Annotated in this window: 12 protein-coding genes and 2 pseudogenes; 7 read left to right on the top strand and 7 right to left on the bottom strand. The window is 68.1% G+C overall.

What is annotated here, in order from left to right:
- Positions 1-18: 18 nt before the first annotated feature.
- On the top strand, positions 19-717 hold the full coding sequence (thiE, locus tag I1A62_RS17925; RefSeq protein ID WP_072948505.1) for a thiamine phosphate synthase: 699 nt from the start codon (positions 19-21) through the stop codon (positions 715-717).
- Here the strand turns inward: thiE and I1A62_RS17930 are convergent, their stop codons facing one another.
- Entirely contained in the window at positions 718-1476 is a 759-nt protein-coding gene (locus tag I1A62_RS17930) for an NUDIX hydrolase (protein WP_219459309.1), read from the bottom strand.
- Between the two features lie 123 nt (positions 1477-1599).
- On the opposite strand from I1A62_RS17930, the gene I1A62_RS17935 reads away from it, so the two are divergent.
- From I1A62_RS17935 to I1A62_RS17945, 3 genes are read left to right on the top strand one after another with little or no spacing between them, the layout of a single operon-like run.
- On the top strand, positions 1600-2982 hold the full coding sequence (locus tag I1A62_RS17935; RefSeq protein WP_124396013.1) for a hypothetical protein: 1383 nt from the start codon (positions 1600-1602) through the stop codon (positions 2980-2982).
- Positions 2979-3953, top strand: a complete 975-nt coding sequence (locus I1A62_RS17940; RefSeq protein ID WP_219459310.1) for a glutamate ABC transporter substrate-binding protein — start codon at positions 2979-2981, stop codon at positions 3951-3953. Before I1A62_RS17935 ends, I1A62_RS17940 begins: the two co-directional genes overlap by 4 nt.
- Positions 3954-3961: 8 nt before the next feature.
- On the top strand, positions 3962-6322 hold the full coding sequence (locus tag I1A62_RS17945; protein ID WP_219459311.1) for a serine/threonine-protein kinase: 2361 nt from the start codon (positions 3962-3964) through the stop codon (positions 6320-6322).
- Between the two features lie 3 nt (positions 6323-6325).
- On the opposite strand, the gene I1A62_RS17950 is transcribed toward I1A62_RS17945, so the two are convergent.
- Positions 6326-7528, bottom strand: coding sequence for an acetate kinase (locus I1A62_RS17950; protein WP_124396011.1), 1203 nt, complete (start codon positions 7526-7528; stop codon positions 6326-6328).
- Complete coding sequence (pta, locus tag I1A62_RS17955) at positions 7525-9645, bottom strand: phosphate acetyltransferase (protein WP_124396010.1); 2121 nt, start codon at positions 9643-9645, stop codon at positions 7525-7527. Before pta ends, I1A62_RS17950 begins: the two co-directional genes overlap by 4 nt.
- A 54-nt stretch (positions 9646-9699) precedes the next feature.
- Here pta and I1A62_RS17960 point away from each other — a divergent pair.
- Positions 9700-9955 (top strand): annotated as a pseudogene (locus I1A62_RS17960) (nitroreductase/quinone reductase family protein).
- A gap of 32 nt (positions 9956-9987) precedes the next feature.
- Here I1A62_RS17960 and I1A62_RS17965 read toward each other — a convergent pair.
- Positions 9988-11321: pseudogene (locus I1A62_RS17965) on the bottom strand (HNH endonuclease signature motif containing protein).
- A gap of 186 nt (positions 11322-11507) precedes the next feature.
- On the opposite strand from I1A62_RS17965, the gene I1A62_RS17970 reads away from it, so the two are divergent.
- A complete protein-coding gene (locus I1A62_RS17970) occupies positions 11508-12131 on the top strand; it encodes a CatB-related O-acetyltransferase (RefSeq protein WP_219461247.1) in 624 nt (207 codons plus the stop codon).
- Position 12132: 1 nt separating this feature from the next.
- Here I1A62_RS17970 and I1A62_RS17975 read toward each other — a convergent pair whose 3' ends face one another.
- Positions 12133-12399, bottom strand: a complete 267-nt coding sequence (locus I1A62_RS17975; protein ID WP_206009900.1) for a hypothetical protein — start codon at positions 12397-12399, stop codon at positions 12133-12135.
- Positions 12400-12654: 255 nt separating this feature from the next.
- Between I1A62_RS17975 and I1A62_RS17980 the strand changes: the two genes are divergently transcribed.
- Positions 12655-13569 (top strand): diiron oxygenase, encoded by a 915-nt coding sequence (locus I1A62_RS17980; protein ID WP_219459312.1) that lies wholly within the window; start codon positions 12655-12657, stop codon positions 13567-13569.
- Positions 13570-13640: 71 nt separating this feature from the next.
- On the opposite strand, the gene fgd is transcribed toward I1A62_RS17980, so the two are convergent.
- Positions 13641-14648, bottom strand: a complete 1008-nt coding sequence (gene fgd / locus I1A62_RS17985) for a glucose-6-phosphate dehydrogenase (coenzyme-F420) (RefSeq protein ID WP_124392295.1) — start codon at positions 14646-14648, stop codon at positions 13641-13643.
- Between the two features lie 55 nt (positions 14649-14703).
- Positions 14704-15045 (bottom strand): YidH family protein, encoded by a 342-nt coding sequence (locus I1A62_RS17990; protein WP_073370691.1) that lies wholly within the window; start codon positions 15043-15045, stop codon positions 14704-14706.
- Between the last annotated feature and the right edge of the window lie 4 nt (positions 15046-15049).

The following is a 15049-nucleotide window of genomic DNA, read 5'->3' on the forward strand; positions in this document are numbered from 1 at the left end:
AGAGGCTACCGTCATGCCGTGACCACCTCGCATCACAGCAACCTCACGGACCGTCGGCGCCGCCTCGGAACAGCACGTTTGTACCTGTGCACCGATGCTCGGCGCGAGAAGGGCGACCTGGCGCAGTTCGCCGAGGCCGCGCTGTCCGGCGGCGTCGACATCATCCAGCTCCGCGACAAGGGCTCGGCCGGTGAGAAGAAGTTCGGCACGATGGACGCCAGGGACGAACTGGCGGCACTGTCGGTGCTCGCGGCCGCGGCCAGGCGGCACGGGGCGCTGCTCGCCGTCAACGACCGGGCCGACATGGCGCTGGCCGCCGGCGCCGACGTCCTGCACCTCGGTCAGGGCGACCTGCCCGTCCCCTACGCGCGGACCGTGGTGGGTTCCGACGTCCTGATCGGCCGGTCCACGCACAGCCGCGCACAGGCCAGTCTCGCGGCGATCGAGGACGGCGTCGACTACTTCTGCACCGGACCGGTGTGGGCGACGCCCACCAAGCCGGGACGGACCGCGTCGGGCATCGACCTGGTGCGCTCGACCGCCGATTCCGCGCCGAACCGCCCGTGGTTCGCGATCGGCGGCATCGACGAGTCCCGGGTTCCGGAGATCCTCGCTGCGGGCGCCGACCGCATCGTCGTCGTGCGGGCCATCACCGAGGCCCGCGACCCGCAGGCCGCCGCGCGCTCACTGTCCGCCCTGCTGCAGCAGAACGCGTAGTTACGCCTGCGCGAGCCAGTCGCGCACCGTGGCGGGCGGCAGGATCACGACGGTGGCAGGCAACCGTTCGATCAGGTGCGGGTCGGTGGTGACGACCGCGGTCACCGTTCCCAGCGTGGTGCCGTGACCTGCCGGTTCGGCGAGGCGACCGACCGTGTCCAGTGCCTCGAGCACCTCGATGCGCGGCAGCCACCCGTAGGTGCCGTCCGGCAGGTGCACGGTGCGGGGCAGTGCCCTCGACAGCTGCGCCGGCGCGCCGCGCTCCCCCAGGACGTCGTGCCGGTCGAGCAGCAGTCGCACCTCGGTAGTGCGCAGTTGCGGCCACCCCGCTTCGAATCCGGGGTGCAGTGGCAGCCCGGCGACGTCGGTTTCCCGCACCCAGCGCAGTTCGGTGCTCTCACCGTTCGCGACGGTGGGCAGCGGGCGCTCGGCGTCGGCGATCACCGTGGTGTAGCTCCAGCCGCTCGCGGCCTTCATGGTGACGACCTCCGTGCGGACGCGGATCGCCGCGCTCTCGATGCCGGCTTCCTCGTGCGCCTCGCGCACCGCGGCGTGGGTCGTCGTCTCGTGGCTGTCCCGGGCACCGCCGGGCAGCGCCCACGTCCCGCCCTGGTGGCTCCAGGCCGCACGGTGCTGTAGCAGCACGGCCGGCGTCTCGTCCGGGAGCGGCGCACGCAGCAACAACCCGGCCGCACCGTGCTTGCCCCAATGACGACTGCCGTCCGGCCCGGTCGCCCAGCCGTCACCGTCACCACGCATCGACTACCCCTGTCCGACCTGATGGGTCTCCCTGCAGTTCCCTCACACTAACGGTTTCTGCCGGAAGTGCCCGATATCCCCAGTCACCGACTCCTGCTTATATGCTCCCCACAAGGTGCGGCCGTGACACGGGAGGGGTGCGAGGTGGTTCTGCGTGAGGCGCCGTCGATCGAACCCCACGGCAGCCGCGCCCTGTCTGCCGCCGCGGACGACGACGTCGACCCCGCCGTCGCACGTCGTAAGGAACTTCGCGCATTCCTGGCGTCGACCCCAGCCAAGCTCACCGCCCTCGGCGCGCTCCTGGTGCTGTTCACCCTGACCGCCGGTCTCGTGGCCGCGTCGTCGGTGAACAGCAGGGAGGCCACCCTCGACAGCGTCCTCGCCGAGACCGAACCGCTGTCGTTCTCGGCGCAGAACCTCTACAGCGCCCTGTCGGTGGCGGACGCCGCGGCGACGACGGCGTTCATCTCCGGCGGTCTCGAACCCCCCGAACTCCGGGACACGTACGCGCAGGCGCTCGGCACGGCCTCCTCCGACCTCGTGTACGCGTCCGGCGGGCTCGCCGCCGGCGACGTGGACAGCAGGCGCCTGCTCGCCTCCATCTCCACCGACCTCAGCGTCTATTCCGGTCTCGTCGAGACGGCGCGGGCCAACAACCGCACCGGTCATCCCGTGGGCGCGGCCTACCTCAGCGAGGCGTCGGCGCTGATGCAGACGAGCATGCTGCCGAAGGCCCAGGAGTTGCACGCCCGGCAGGAAGCAGACGTGGCGGACATCCAGCGGGACTACTCCCGTCCGCCGTGGACGGCGCTGATCCTGGTCCTCGTCGCGCTCGTCGCGCTGCTCGTCGCGCAGGTCGTCCTCGCGCGGCTCAGCAGGCGCACGTTCAATCTCGGGTTGATCCTGGCGTCGTCGTGCACCGCGATCCTCCTGGTGTGGATGCTGGTCGCCGGGGTGGTCTCCTCCCTCGACACGAAGCGCGCGCTGACCCAGGGTGCCCGCCCGATGCACGAGTTGACCGCGGCGCGCATCCTGGCGCAGCAGGCGCGCACCGAGGAGACACTCAAACTGGTCCGCCGGGATTCGAACGGCGACTACGACGCCGTCTTCGAGGACAAGTCCGGTCAACTCGACACCCTGCTGTCGGGCTACCCGCACGACGGCGACCGCGCGGTCGGCCACGACGAGGTAGCGCGGGCCGAGGAGGCCTGGAAAAACTGGTCGTCGGCGCACGATCGCATGAACGAGATTCTCGCGAAGGGCGACTTCGTCTCGGCGGCAACGGTCGCGATCGGGCCGGGACCCGCGGATTCCGCGGCCCAGTTCGATGCCGTCGACGACGCGCTCACCGACGGCATCGGGAGCGCCCGCGATCATCTGCGGTCGAACGTCGAATCCGCTGCCCGGGTTCTCACCGCGCTCGGCTCCGGCGCCGTCGTCCTCACACTCGTCGCGCTCTGCGGAATTATCATCGGGTTGTGGCCTCGGTTGAGGGAATACCAGTGAGGCGGCGCCGGATCGCGCTGGTGCTGATCGCGGCCACGTTGCTGATCGGCGGGTGCGCCGAGGCCGCTCCGGAGCACGTCGGATCGCCGAGCATGTCCTACACCGAACCCCCGCTTCCCGCGGCCGCGGCACCGGCCCCCGAGACCAGCGCCGCCCCGCCTACTCCAGAGAAGGACTGCGGCGATCCCACCGCGAGCCTGCGCCCGTTCCCCGACACCGACACGCCGATGCCGACGGTCGACGCCATCCGCGCGCGCGGACGTCTCGTCGTCGGACTCGACACGGGCAGCAACCTGATGAGTTTCCGCGATCCCGCGACCGGCGCCATCGAGGGCTTCGACGTCGACGTCGCCCGGGAAATCTCGCGGGACCTGTTCGGCGACCCGAACCGGCTCGACTACCGCATCCTCACCTCGGCGAACCGTGAGAAGGCGCTGCAGGAGTCGATGGTCGACATCGTCGCGAAGACGATGACCATCACCTGCGACCGCAAGGAACGGGTGGCGTTCTCCTCCGAGTACTTCGCGGCGCAGCAGCGAGTTCTGGTCGTGAAGGGCTCCCCGATCCGCAGCGCCGCCGACTTGGACGGAAAGCGGGTCTGCGTCGTCCGCGGCACGACGTCGCTCACCCGGTTGCAGAAGGTCGCGCCGACCGCCGAGATCCTCACCGTCCCCATGTGGTCCGATTGCCTGGTGGTCCTGCAGCAGCGGCAGGTCGACGCGGTGACCACCGACGACACGATCCTCGCCGGCCTGGCGTCCCAGGACCCGTACCTCGAGATCGTCGGGGACAGCATGGGCGCCGAACCGTACGGCATCGGCATCACCAAGACGAACGAGGACCTCGTGCGGTTCGTCAACCGCACACTCGAACGGATCCGCGGCGACGGAACCTGGACCAGAATGTACGACCGGTGGCTGTCGGTGCTGGGCCCGTCCCCCGCCCCGCCGTCCGCCGTGTACCAGGACTGAGGGGACGCATGCCGCAACATTCGAAGAACCCCGAGTCCACCGACCCGGACCTCGCCACCCAGGCCGCCGTCCGGGAAGAACTGGACCAGGCCACGCAAGCCGCGGTCCGGGACGAACTGGACGAGGCCACGCAGGCAGCGGTTCGGGAAGAACTGGACGAGGGGCCGGCCACCCAGGCTGCTTCGCCGACGTCCCGGCCGTCCGGTGCGTCCGGTACCGGTCGCTCGACGCGCTCACCGCGCACCCGGTCCGGGCAGCGCCTGCGTCTCGGCGGCGGACTCGTCGAGGTTCCGGTCGTCAAGACACTCGACCCGGCGTCGGCGGTGATGACCGACCCGAAGGTCCCCGAGGCCAAGCGCTTCTGCTGGAAGTGCAACAAGCCGGTCGGCCGCAGCGGCCCCACGTCCGAGGCCTCCGAGTTCGGTCTGTGCCCCTCGTGCGGAGCGACTTTCGACTTCCGGCCGCTCCTCGATCCGAACGACCTGATCGGCGGCCAGTACGAGGTGCAGGGCTGCATCGCGCACGGCGGCCTCGGCTGGATCTACCTGGCCATCGACCGCAACGTCAGTGACCGGTGGGTGGTCCTCAAGGGGCTGTTGCACTTCGGCGACGCCGAGGCTCAGGCCGTGGCGGTGGCCGAACGTCAGTTCCTCGCGGAGGTGGCGCACCCGAGCATCGTGAAGATCTTCAACTTCGTGGAGCATCCCCGGGCGGACGGCACCCCGATGGGCTACATCGTCATGGAGTACGTGGGCGGTCATTCACTGCGCGACGTCCTGTCGACGCACACCCGGCCCGAGCGCATGCCGGTCGAGCAGGCCATCGCGTACGTGCTCGAAATCCTTCCCGCACTGGCATATCTGCACTCCACCGGCCTGGTGTACAACGACCTCAAACCGGACAACGTGATGGTCACCGAGGACGCCCTGAAGCTGATCGACCTCGGCGCCGTCGCCGGCATCGAGGACTACGGGTACCTGTACGGCACGCCCGGGTATCAGGCGCCGGAGATCGTCAGGACCGGCCCGACCGTGGCCTCCGACATCTACACGGTGGGGCGCACACTAGCGGTGCTGACGCTCGACATGCCGTCCGAGAAGGGCCGGTACCTCGACGGGATCCCGTCCCCCGAGCAGGCGCCTGTGCTCGCGGAATACGAGTTCTTCCACCGACTCCTGTTGCGCGCCACCGACCCCGATCCGAGCAGGCGTTTCGCGTCCGCCGAGGAGATGTCCGGTCAGCTCACCGCCGTACTCCGCGAGGTGCTCGCGCAGCAGACCGGCGAGGAGCATCCCGGGCTGTCGACCGTGTTCAGCAAGCAGCGAACGACTTTCGGCACGGACGATGCGGTCGAGCAGACGGACGTGTACGTCGACGGCATCGAACGGGACAGGAATCTCGACCCGCTGTCGGTGGCGCAGGCGCTGGCGGTGCCGCTGATCGACCCGGCCGATCCCAACGCCCAACTCCTGGCGGCCGCGGTGCACAGCGAACCGCAGCAGACCCTGGATTCCATTCGGCACGCCCGTGAGAACGGGATCGAGCGGGTCGTCGACGACCTGGGCGTGTCGTTCTCCCGGGAACTGACCCTCGCCGAGATCAAGGCGCACCTCGACCTCGGGGACGCCGCCACCGCCACCACACTTCTCGGCGACGTGGAGGCAGAGATGGGCGGGAACTGGCGCGTCGACTGGTACGCCGGACTCGCGACGCTGATCGACGGCGAGCACGAGACGGCGTTCTCCCGGTTCGAGTCCGTGCTGCAGGCGATGCCCGGTGAGACGGCTCCCAAGCTCGCGCTGGCGGCCACCGCCGAACTGATTCTGCAGCACTGCGAAAGCTCCGATTCCCACCGGTGGCGGACGTTCGCCGAGACGTACTACCGGACGGTGTGGCGCACCGACCACAGCCTGGTGAGTGCCGCATTCGGGCTGGCCCGGCAACTCACCGAACGCGGGGATCTGCCCGGCGCCATCGCCGCCCTCGATCAGGTTCCCCCGACGTCCCGGCACTTCACCATGGCCCGGATGACGAGTGTGCTGATGCTGCTGTCCGGCAGGCCGATCGAGGAGATCGACGAGGTGGCGCTGCGCGAGGCGGCGCTCCGCGTCACCGCGCTCGCACCCGAGGAGAGCCGGGCGCTGCAGATGCGCACGCTCGTACTGGGCACGGCGCTGGACTGGATGCGTGCCGGTCACACGTCGGAGACGGAACTCGAGCAGATCCTGGGTGTGCCGTTCACCGAACGGGGACTGCGCACGGGCGCCGAGGCCGGTCTGCGGGCGCTGGCCCGCAACGCCCCCGAACGCACCCACCGGTACACGCTGGTGGACCTCGCCAACGCCATCAGGCCCAGGAGCCTGCTGTAACGCTCAGGCCCCGATCAGTTCCACCGCCGCACGGGCGATCGCCAACTCCTCGTTGGTCGGCACGACCAGCACCTGGACGTCGGACTCGTCCGCCGAGATGCGGCGGGCGTCCCGGGAACCCGCGCGGTTGCGGTCGTCGTCGACGACGATGCCGAGGCGGCCCAGCCCCGCCAGGCTGTCGCGGCGGACGTCGACGTTGTTCTCGCCGACTCCCCCGGTGAACGTGATGACGTCCACGCCGCCCAGTTCCACCAGGTAAGCGCCGATGTACTTGCGGAGCCGGTGCACGTACACGTCGTAGGCCAGCGCCGCGTCCTCGTCGCCCTCGCCGACGAGTGTCAGCAGCGCCCGGAAGTCGTTGACCCCGGACAGCCCCTCGAGTCCGGAATGCCGGTTCAGCAGGTCGTCGATCTGATCGACACCCATGCCGCTGCGATGCAGGTGCAGGATCACCCCGGGATCGACGTCGCCGGACCGCGTGCCCATGACAAGTCCCTCGAGCGGAGTCAGGCCCATGCTCGTGTCGACGGCCAGTCCCCCGCGGATCGCGGACGCCGACGCGCCGTTCCCGAGGTGCAGCACAATCTGATTCAGCTCCGACAGGTCCCGGCCGAGGAACTCGGCCGCCCGCCCCGACACGTACTGATGCGAGGTGCCGTGGAAGCCGTACCGCCGGATGGCGTGGTCCTGCGCGACGTTCCGGTCGATCGCATACGTCGACGCCTCCGCAGGCAGGGTGTGGAAGAACGCGGTGTCGAACACTGCGACGTGCGGGATGTCCGGCAACTCCTCCCGGGCCAATTCGATACCGATGACGTTCGCCGGATTGTGCAGCGGCGCAAGGGTCGAGAGATCCGAGATGGCTTGCACCACGGCGTCGTCGACGATCGTGGGTTCGTAGAAGACGTCGCCGCCGTGGACGATGCGGTGTCCGACCGCGACGATCCCCGCCTCCCGCAGCGGGCGACCCACCTCGGCGACGATGTCCGACACCATCTTCAACCCCGCGCGGTGGTCGGCGATGTGGACGTGACGCTCCGCCAGCCCGGTGCGGTGGTGGTACACGATGCGCCCCTCGGGTTCCCCGATCCGCTCGATGAGCCCGGACGCCGACGACTTCCCGGTGTCCGGGTGGATCAGCTGGAACTTGATCGACGACGAACCGGAATTGACCACCAGGACGGAACCTTCGCTGCCTTCGCTCACTGCTCTGCTCCCTGTGCCTGGATCGCCGTGATGGCCACGGTGTTCACGATGTCCTCGACCAACGCGCCTCGCGACAGGTCGTTGACGGGTTTGGCGAGCCCCTGCAACACCGGCCCGACCGCGATCGCACCGGCACTGCGCTGCACCGCCTTGTACGTGTTGTTGCCGGTGTTGAGGTCGGGGAAGATGAAGACCGTCGCCTTGCCCGCCACCTCCGAACCGGGCATCTTCTTGTCCGCCACGCTCTGCTCGATGGCGGCGTCGTACTGAATGGGGCCTTCCACCAACAGGTCCGGCCTACGCTCGCGGACCAGTTCGGTCGCGGAGCGCACCTTGTCGACGTCCGCGCCGCTGCCGGAGTCACCGGTCGAATACGACAGCATCGCGATGCGCGGATCGATGCCGAACTGGGACGACGTCTGCGCCGAGGAGATCGCGATGTCGGCCAGCTGTTCGGCCGTGGGGTCGGGCACCACCGCGCAGTCGCCGTACGCGAGCACCCGGTCGGACAGGCACATCAGGAACACACTCGACACGGTCGACACACCCGGTTGCGTCTTGATGATCTCGAATGACGGCCGGATGGTGTGCGCCGTGGTGTGCGCGGCACCGGAGACCATGCCGTCCGCAATTCCCAAGTGCACCATCATGGTTCCGAAATACGAGATGTCGGTCATCACCTCGCGGGCGCGGTCCACACTCATACCCTTGTGGGCGCGGAGCCGCGCGTACTCCTCCGCGAACGGACCGGCATGTTCGGACGTCCGCGGGTCGAGGACCTGAGCTTCCGCGAGGTCGACACCGAGTTCCGCCGCGCGGCGACGCACCTGCACCTCGTCGCCGAGAATGGTCAGCTGCGCCACCTGCCGTTGCAGCAGCCTCCCCGCCGCCCGCAGAATGCGGTCGTCGGCGCCCTCCGGGAGCACGACGTGCTTGCGGTCCCGGCGCGCGCGGTCGATCAGCTGGTATTCGAACATCTGCGGAGTCACCACCGACGGGATGGGCAGCTTCAACCGCTCCAGCAGTGTCGGCGCGTCCACCCGGAGTTCCATGACACTCAGGGCGGTGTCGATCTTGCGCTGTGAGCCGACCGCCACCCGGCCACGGGTCTGCGCGGCCGCACTGGCCGTGTCGAACGTGCCCAGGTCGGTGGTGAGGATCGGCAACCGCGGCCTCAGGCCGGCCATCAGCTTCGCGATCGCCGGGTGCGGCACCAGCCCACCGTTCATGATGATGCCCGCCAGCGACGGGAACCCTTCGGCCTCATGCGCATTCACCATCGCCAGCAGCACGTCGGAGCGGTCGGCCGGGGCGATCACCACCGTGCCCTCCGTCAGCCGTTCGAGAATGTGCTCGGCCGTCATCCCGCCGACCAGCACCCGCAGCGCCTCGCGGTGCAGCAACTCGGGGTCGCCACTGAACAGACTTCCGTCGATCGACTCGAGAAGTTCGGCCATGGTCGGTGCGACCAGCAGCGGGATCTCGGGCAGGCTCCACGCGGGCACACCGGTGGACGCCAACGCGTCGGTGACGGCGTCGAGTTCGTCGGGGTTGCATCGGTTGGCGACCACGGCCAGCAGGTGCGCATGGTGGGCGGTCAGTTCGCCGATTGCGAGTTGGGCGAGCTGCGCGACCTCCTCGGGAGTACGCCGGACTCCCTTCACGGCGAGCAGCACCGGTGCGCCCAGGTTCACGGCGATCCTGGCGTTGTAGCCGAGTTCGCTCGGGCTGGCCACGTCGGTGTAGTCGCTGCCGATCACCACCACGGCATCGCACTGCGCCGCCACCTGGTGATACCGGGCGACGATCTCGCTGAGCGCACCCTCCGGGTCGGCGTGGACATGCTCATACGTGACCCCCAGCGACTCCTCGTACCCGAGGTCCGCCGTCGTGTGCTCGAGGAGCAGTTCGAGGATGTAATCGGTCTCCTCCGTCGACCGGGCGATGGGACGGAACACACCCACCCTCGCCGCCGACGCGCACAGCATCTGCAGGACACCCAGCGCGATGGTGGACTTTCCGGTGTCCCCCTCCGGTGAGGCGATGAAGATACTCGACGGCTGAGGACGTGCAGGTGGATTCACGGGCGAGGGTGTCGCGGGCGCAGCCATGGCCATAGCGTATCCGGACTCCGACTCCGGGTGATTGACACCGCTCCCGCCCGCGGTCAGATGGCGTATGGCCGAATCGCCCTGGTCCTGCTGACCACCACGGGTCGGAAGTCGGGCGCGCCGCGGACGAGCCCGCTCCTGTACTACCGCGAAGGTCACCATCGGCGGGAAGGATATCTCCGTCACCGCAACCCTGCTCGTGGAACCGGAGCGGACGCGGATCTATCGCGAATTCGACGAGATGGTGCGCGTCTACGGCGTCTACGAGCACCGAACGAACCGCACGATGCGAGTGTTCGCTCTCACCGCCTCGTGAGAAATGCCGCGCGGCCGCGACCCGGTTCGAGTTCATGACGCTCGCAGATGTGCGATGAGGATGGCCTCGATTTCCGACCGTCGCGCCGCGGACGGGAGCCGCGGGGCCGCCGACCGGTAGTGATGCCCCGTCGGGGTACCGAGGTCGAAAAGATGCGTACGGCCGTGCCTGCGCACCGGGCGGGCGGTCCACCCGTCGCCTTCCTTCGCGTAATTGCAGGCCGCGCACAAACCCGCCCCGTTCTGGGCCGTCGTGGCACCCTTGTTGCGGCGGGACAGGATGTGATCGTGATGCCGGATCGGCGCATCACACCACGGCGTCCGGCACGTCCGGTCCCGCAGGTCGATCAACTTCCGCAAGCCTTCGGGAACGTCCGCGACTGCGACTCCATCGCCGTCAACGCCCCCGACAACGGACACGAGTACACGTTTCGTAAGGTCACCGCGGTATCACCATCGAGGGCAGCCGCCACCAGCTGCCGGGCGATCCCCGCCGGCACCGGACCGAGCCCCGCCACATCCGCCGCCTCGTTCTCACCCGCCAGCAACGCCTCGTCGGAGATCACCAAGTTCACCGCCACCGGAACCCCATCGGCCACCGAGGCCCCGGTGCCGCGGTCGAACACCAAATCCGCCATCAGCTGGTTGCGGGTGCGGCCACCGCTGTCCCCGGTGGCGATGAGACTGTCCGCGTCCCGGCCGAGTGTGGCTTGGAGGCAGACCGCCTGTTCCATCGGCAGCAGCATACTGAGGTACGCCATCGAATCCGGCGCCGGCCGCGTCGTCACCCGACGCTCCGACACCGCCTTGCGGTACCGGGCCACCACCGCGGCGGCGTCGAGTTCCACCGCGAGGGCCTTCGCCTTCGCGACCAACCCGCGGTCACCGACGCCGTCGAGAACGTCCGGGTCCGAACACAACCGCCGATCCACCACCGCACGATCCGCCGCCGACAGACACGCTGTTTCCCGCACAAGCAGGGTGGCGCGCCATTCGTTCAACCGACCCGACCGCAGCAACGCCAACGTGTGCGGCATCTCGTGCGGCATCTCGTGCACCACCGCCTGCGCGAACCCCAGATGCCTACCACCACGGTTCGGGGACTCCCTGCGCGCCAACGCGATCTGCGAGGCGATACCGCGGTCCCACTCCGCCCGCGGCAACCGACGGGCCTTGCGGTCCTCCCGCATGCAGGTGGCGACATCATCGGTCACCACCGCCTGCACCGCGCACCCGACCGACTTCAGGGATTCGACCGCGTCGAGCCACTCGATCCCCAACCCGGCATCACCGCACGCCTCGACGCACCGCAACCGCGCCGTGAACGCCCGCAACTCGTCCAGATCCGGTGCCATCACTTCCCCCACGACCAGCCTCCCCCGAGGTTGTTCGAAACTTTGTTCGACTCTAGCAATCGCCGCTACACCATGGCAATAGCCGAATCCGCCGTAAAGCACGTGCAGCGCAGCGCTGTACGGCGCTATACAGGAGGTCGCGCACGCCTGCGCCGAGGAATGGAGAACTAGTTGCCTACGAGTGCCGCACCGGATCCGATGACGTTGCACCCCATTTCGGGTCAGCCCCGGGTAGTCCTGCTCAAACCTCTGATCGACAACCCGCTGATCGAGGTCGGGGAGTACAGCTATTACGACGATCCCGAGTTCGCGGACGAGTTCGAGACGCGAAATGTCCTGCACCACTACGGCCCGGATCGGTTGATCATCGGGAAGTTCTGCGCGTTCGCGACGGGGACGACGTTCATCATGAACGGCGCGAACCATCGAATGAGCGGCGTCTCGACCTTCCCCTTCCCGATCATGGGAGGCGCGTGGGCCGAGCATGCCGATCTGATTGCGGATCTACCGTCGCGCGGCGACACCGTCGTCGGCAACGACGTGTGGATCGGGGGCAACGCGACGATCATGCCCGGCGTGCACATCGGGCACGGCGCGATCGTGTCGACCGGTTCGGTAGTGACGCGGTCGGTGCCGGACTACGCCGTGATGGGTGGAAACCCGGCGGTCCACATCAAGGACCGCTATTCGGAATCCGACATCGCCGCGCTGGTGCGGATCGCGTGGTGGGACTGGCCGATCTCCGTCGTCACCGACCATGTGCGAACGATCGCCGCAGGCACTGTCGAGCAACTTCAGGAGATCGCCGACGGACTCGGCTGAATCAGCCGCACGCCGCTTTGGGCGACTCGGTGTCGAGGTCGAGTTCGCCGTCGTCGGCGAAGACGAGGCGTCCGTCGTCGAGGGCGACGGCCCAGCGGTGCACGGGCGCCCAATCGCGTCCGAGGAGACCCTCCGACTGGGACAGGTCCGCGAAATCCTCGATCACGACGCCCGGCGCGGGAGCATCGGCGTCGCGGCGGACCCGAACGCGAGCACCGACGGCGACATCGGGGCTTTGGGGCTGCGCGGCACTCTTCTGATCAGACATGGGTTCATTCCGCTTTCTGCCGGGTGATGCCAGGGCAAGGGATCATCCGGGCCCGCTGCCGAGAACTCACTACAGACGATAGGCAAATTTTGAGCAAGCCTCGAGTCGGAGTTGTGGGGATCATCACCGAGGGCTTGACGCCCGGGAAACCGAGCTGGTTCTGTACATGATTTGTACATCATGACTATTGACGTAAAGAGCATTTCAGTCCACGATTAGATGTAACTGTTGGTAACACTGACATGGAGGACATTCATGGCACGCTCGACGCTCGCTCTCGGCAATCCGAAGATCACGGATCGCCAGGACACCGGCGCCCGGCTTCTCCATTCCTCCGCACGCATGTCGTACGACCCGACCGTCGAGGTGGACTGGGACGCGCCGATCCCCGACGACCTGTACGGCCTCACTCCCGAGTGGTCCTCGCTGTACGGCACGCCGATGTGGGACGAGATGACGTTCGAACAGCAGATCACGCTGACGAAGCACGAAGTGTCGTCGATCATGGGCACCGGCATCTGGTTCGAGATGATTCTCCAGCAGATGGTCATCCGGGACATGTACGCCAAGGACGCGTCGCAGGCACATTTCCAGTTCGCACTGACGGAGGTGGCCGACGAGTGCAGGCACTCCGTGATGTTCGCCCGCACCGCCGAGAAGTTCGGGTGCCCCTCGTACGTTCCGCGGAAGTCGGTGGTCACGCTGGGTCGCGGATTCAAGGCGCTCGCGTCGGGGGAGGTCGCGTACGCCGGCATTCTCGTCGCCGAGGAGATCCTCGACGTCATGCAGCGCGACTGGATGAAGGACACACGCGTCCAGCCGATCGTCCGCGTCACCAGCAAGATTCATGTGGTCGAGGAGGCCCGGCACATGCGCTTCGCCCGGGAGGAGACACTGCGCCGGGCCGAGGGCATGAGCAGGGGGCACCGCGCCGCGAGCCGCGCCTGCATCGCGATCGCGTCGAACCTGATCGTTTCCAGCATGATCAATCCGGCCGTCTACGCGGCCGCCGGCCTCGACACCGAACGCGCGGTGCGTGAGGCGAAGAACAACCGGTTCCGGGCCGAGAAGATCCGGGAGAGTTCGCAGCCGCTCATGCGGTTCCTGGACGAGGCCGATTTGCTGGGCGGTCCTTCCCGGCAGCTCTACAAGCGCGTGAACATGCTCTGACGGGCGCTTCGCGCTCGTGCGTGGTTGACGAGTCCCTGCACTCGTCAACCACGCACGGGCGGCGGAGCCGCCTACCCCCGCAGCCGGGGCGCGAGGTCGCGCTCGAAGAGTTCGAGGAACCGCTTCTGATCGTGCCCGGGTGCGTGGAAGACGAGGTGGTTCAACCCGGCGTCGAGGTACGGGCGGATCTGCGCCACCGCCTCGTCCGGATCCGACGCCACGATCCACCGCTTCGCCACCTGCTCGATCGGCAACGCATCCGCCGCCTTCTCCATCTCGATCGGATCCTCGATCGAATGCTTCTGCTCCGGCGTCAACGACAACGGCGCCCAGAACCGCGTGTTCTCGAGCGCCAACTCCGGATCCGTGTCGTAGGAAATCTTGATCTCGATCATCTTGTCGATCTCCGCGACATCGCGCTCGGCCTTGGCAGCGCCCTCCGCGACCGCCGGCATCAACTTCTCCGTGTACAACTCCATGCCCTTGCCGGACGTGCAGATGAACCCGTCACCGCTGCGACCGGCGTACCGGGCCACCACCGGACCACCCGCCGCGATGTACACCGGGATCCCGCCCTCGGGCACGTCGTAGATCGACGCCCCCTTCGTGGAGAAATAGTCGCCCTCGAAATCGACGCGGTCACCCAGCCAGAGTTCCCGCATCAACCGGACCGATTCCCGCAGCCGCGCGAACCGCTCCTTGAACTCCGGCCATTCCCCCGCAAAACCCGTCGCGATCTCGTTGAGTGCCTCACCGGTACCGACACCGAGCATGATCCGCCCCGGATACAGACACCCCATCGTCGCGAACGCCTGCGCCACCACCGCCGGGTTGTACCGGAACGTCGGCGTCATCACCGACGTCCCCAACTGCAACCGCTCCGTCCGCTCCCCGACCGCGGTCATCCACGCCAACGAGAACGGCGCGTGCCCGCCCTCGTGCCGCCACGGCTGGAAGTGATCCGACACCGTGGCCGAATCCATGCCGTGCTGCTCCGCCAGGACACCCAGCTCCACCAACTCCCGCGGACCGAACTGTTCCGCGGACGCCTTGTAACCGAGCTTGAGTTCGTGGGCCACCGTGTACTCCTTCGTCTTCACGTCCGGTTCGCGAGATGCAAACCTCTTCTGCAGGTTAGAGCGCGGCCACCAGGCTGGCGACCGCCGCTCCCAGTGCCACCACCGTCAGGGTCACCGCGAACAACCACAACTCGTGGGGCGGCGGCATCGGCGCGCCGTCGCGTAGTGCCTTCTCGACCTGCGACCACCGCCGCATGCCGACGAGGGCCGCGGCGGCGGCGAGGCCGATCAGGATCAGTCCGAGGGTCGTCCGCACCCACCCGGTGCTGAATTCGGGGACCAGGTGGATCATCGCGATGCCACCGGCCAGGAGCGCGAGTGAACTCCGCATCCAGGCGAGGAACGTCCGCTCGCTTGCGAGCGTGAAACGTTCGTCGGGCCGGTCGTTGTCGGTCACCGAA

The organism is Rhodococcus sp. USK10 (assembly GCF_019378875.1).
Taxonomy (GTDB): domain Bacteria; phylum Actinomycetota; class Actinomycetes; order Mycobacteriales; family Mycobacteriaceae; genus Rhodococcus_F; species Rhodococcus_F pseudokoreensis.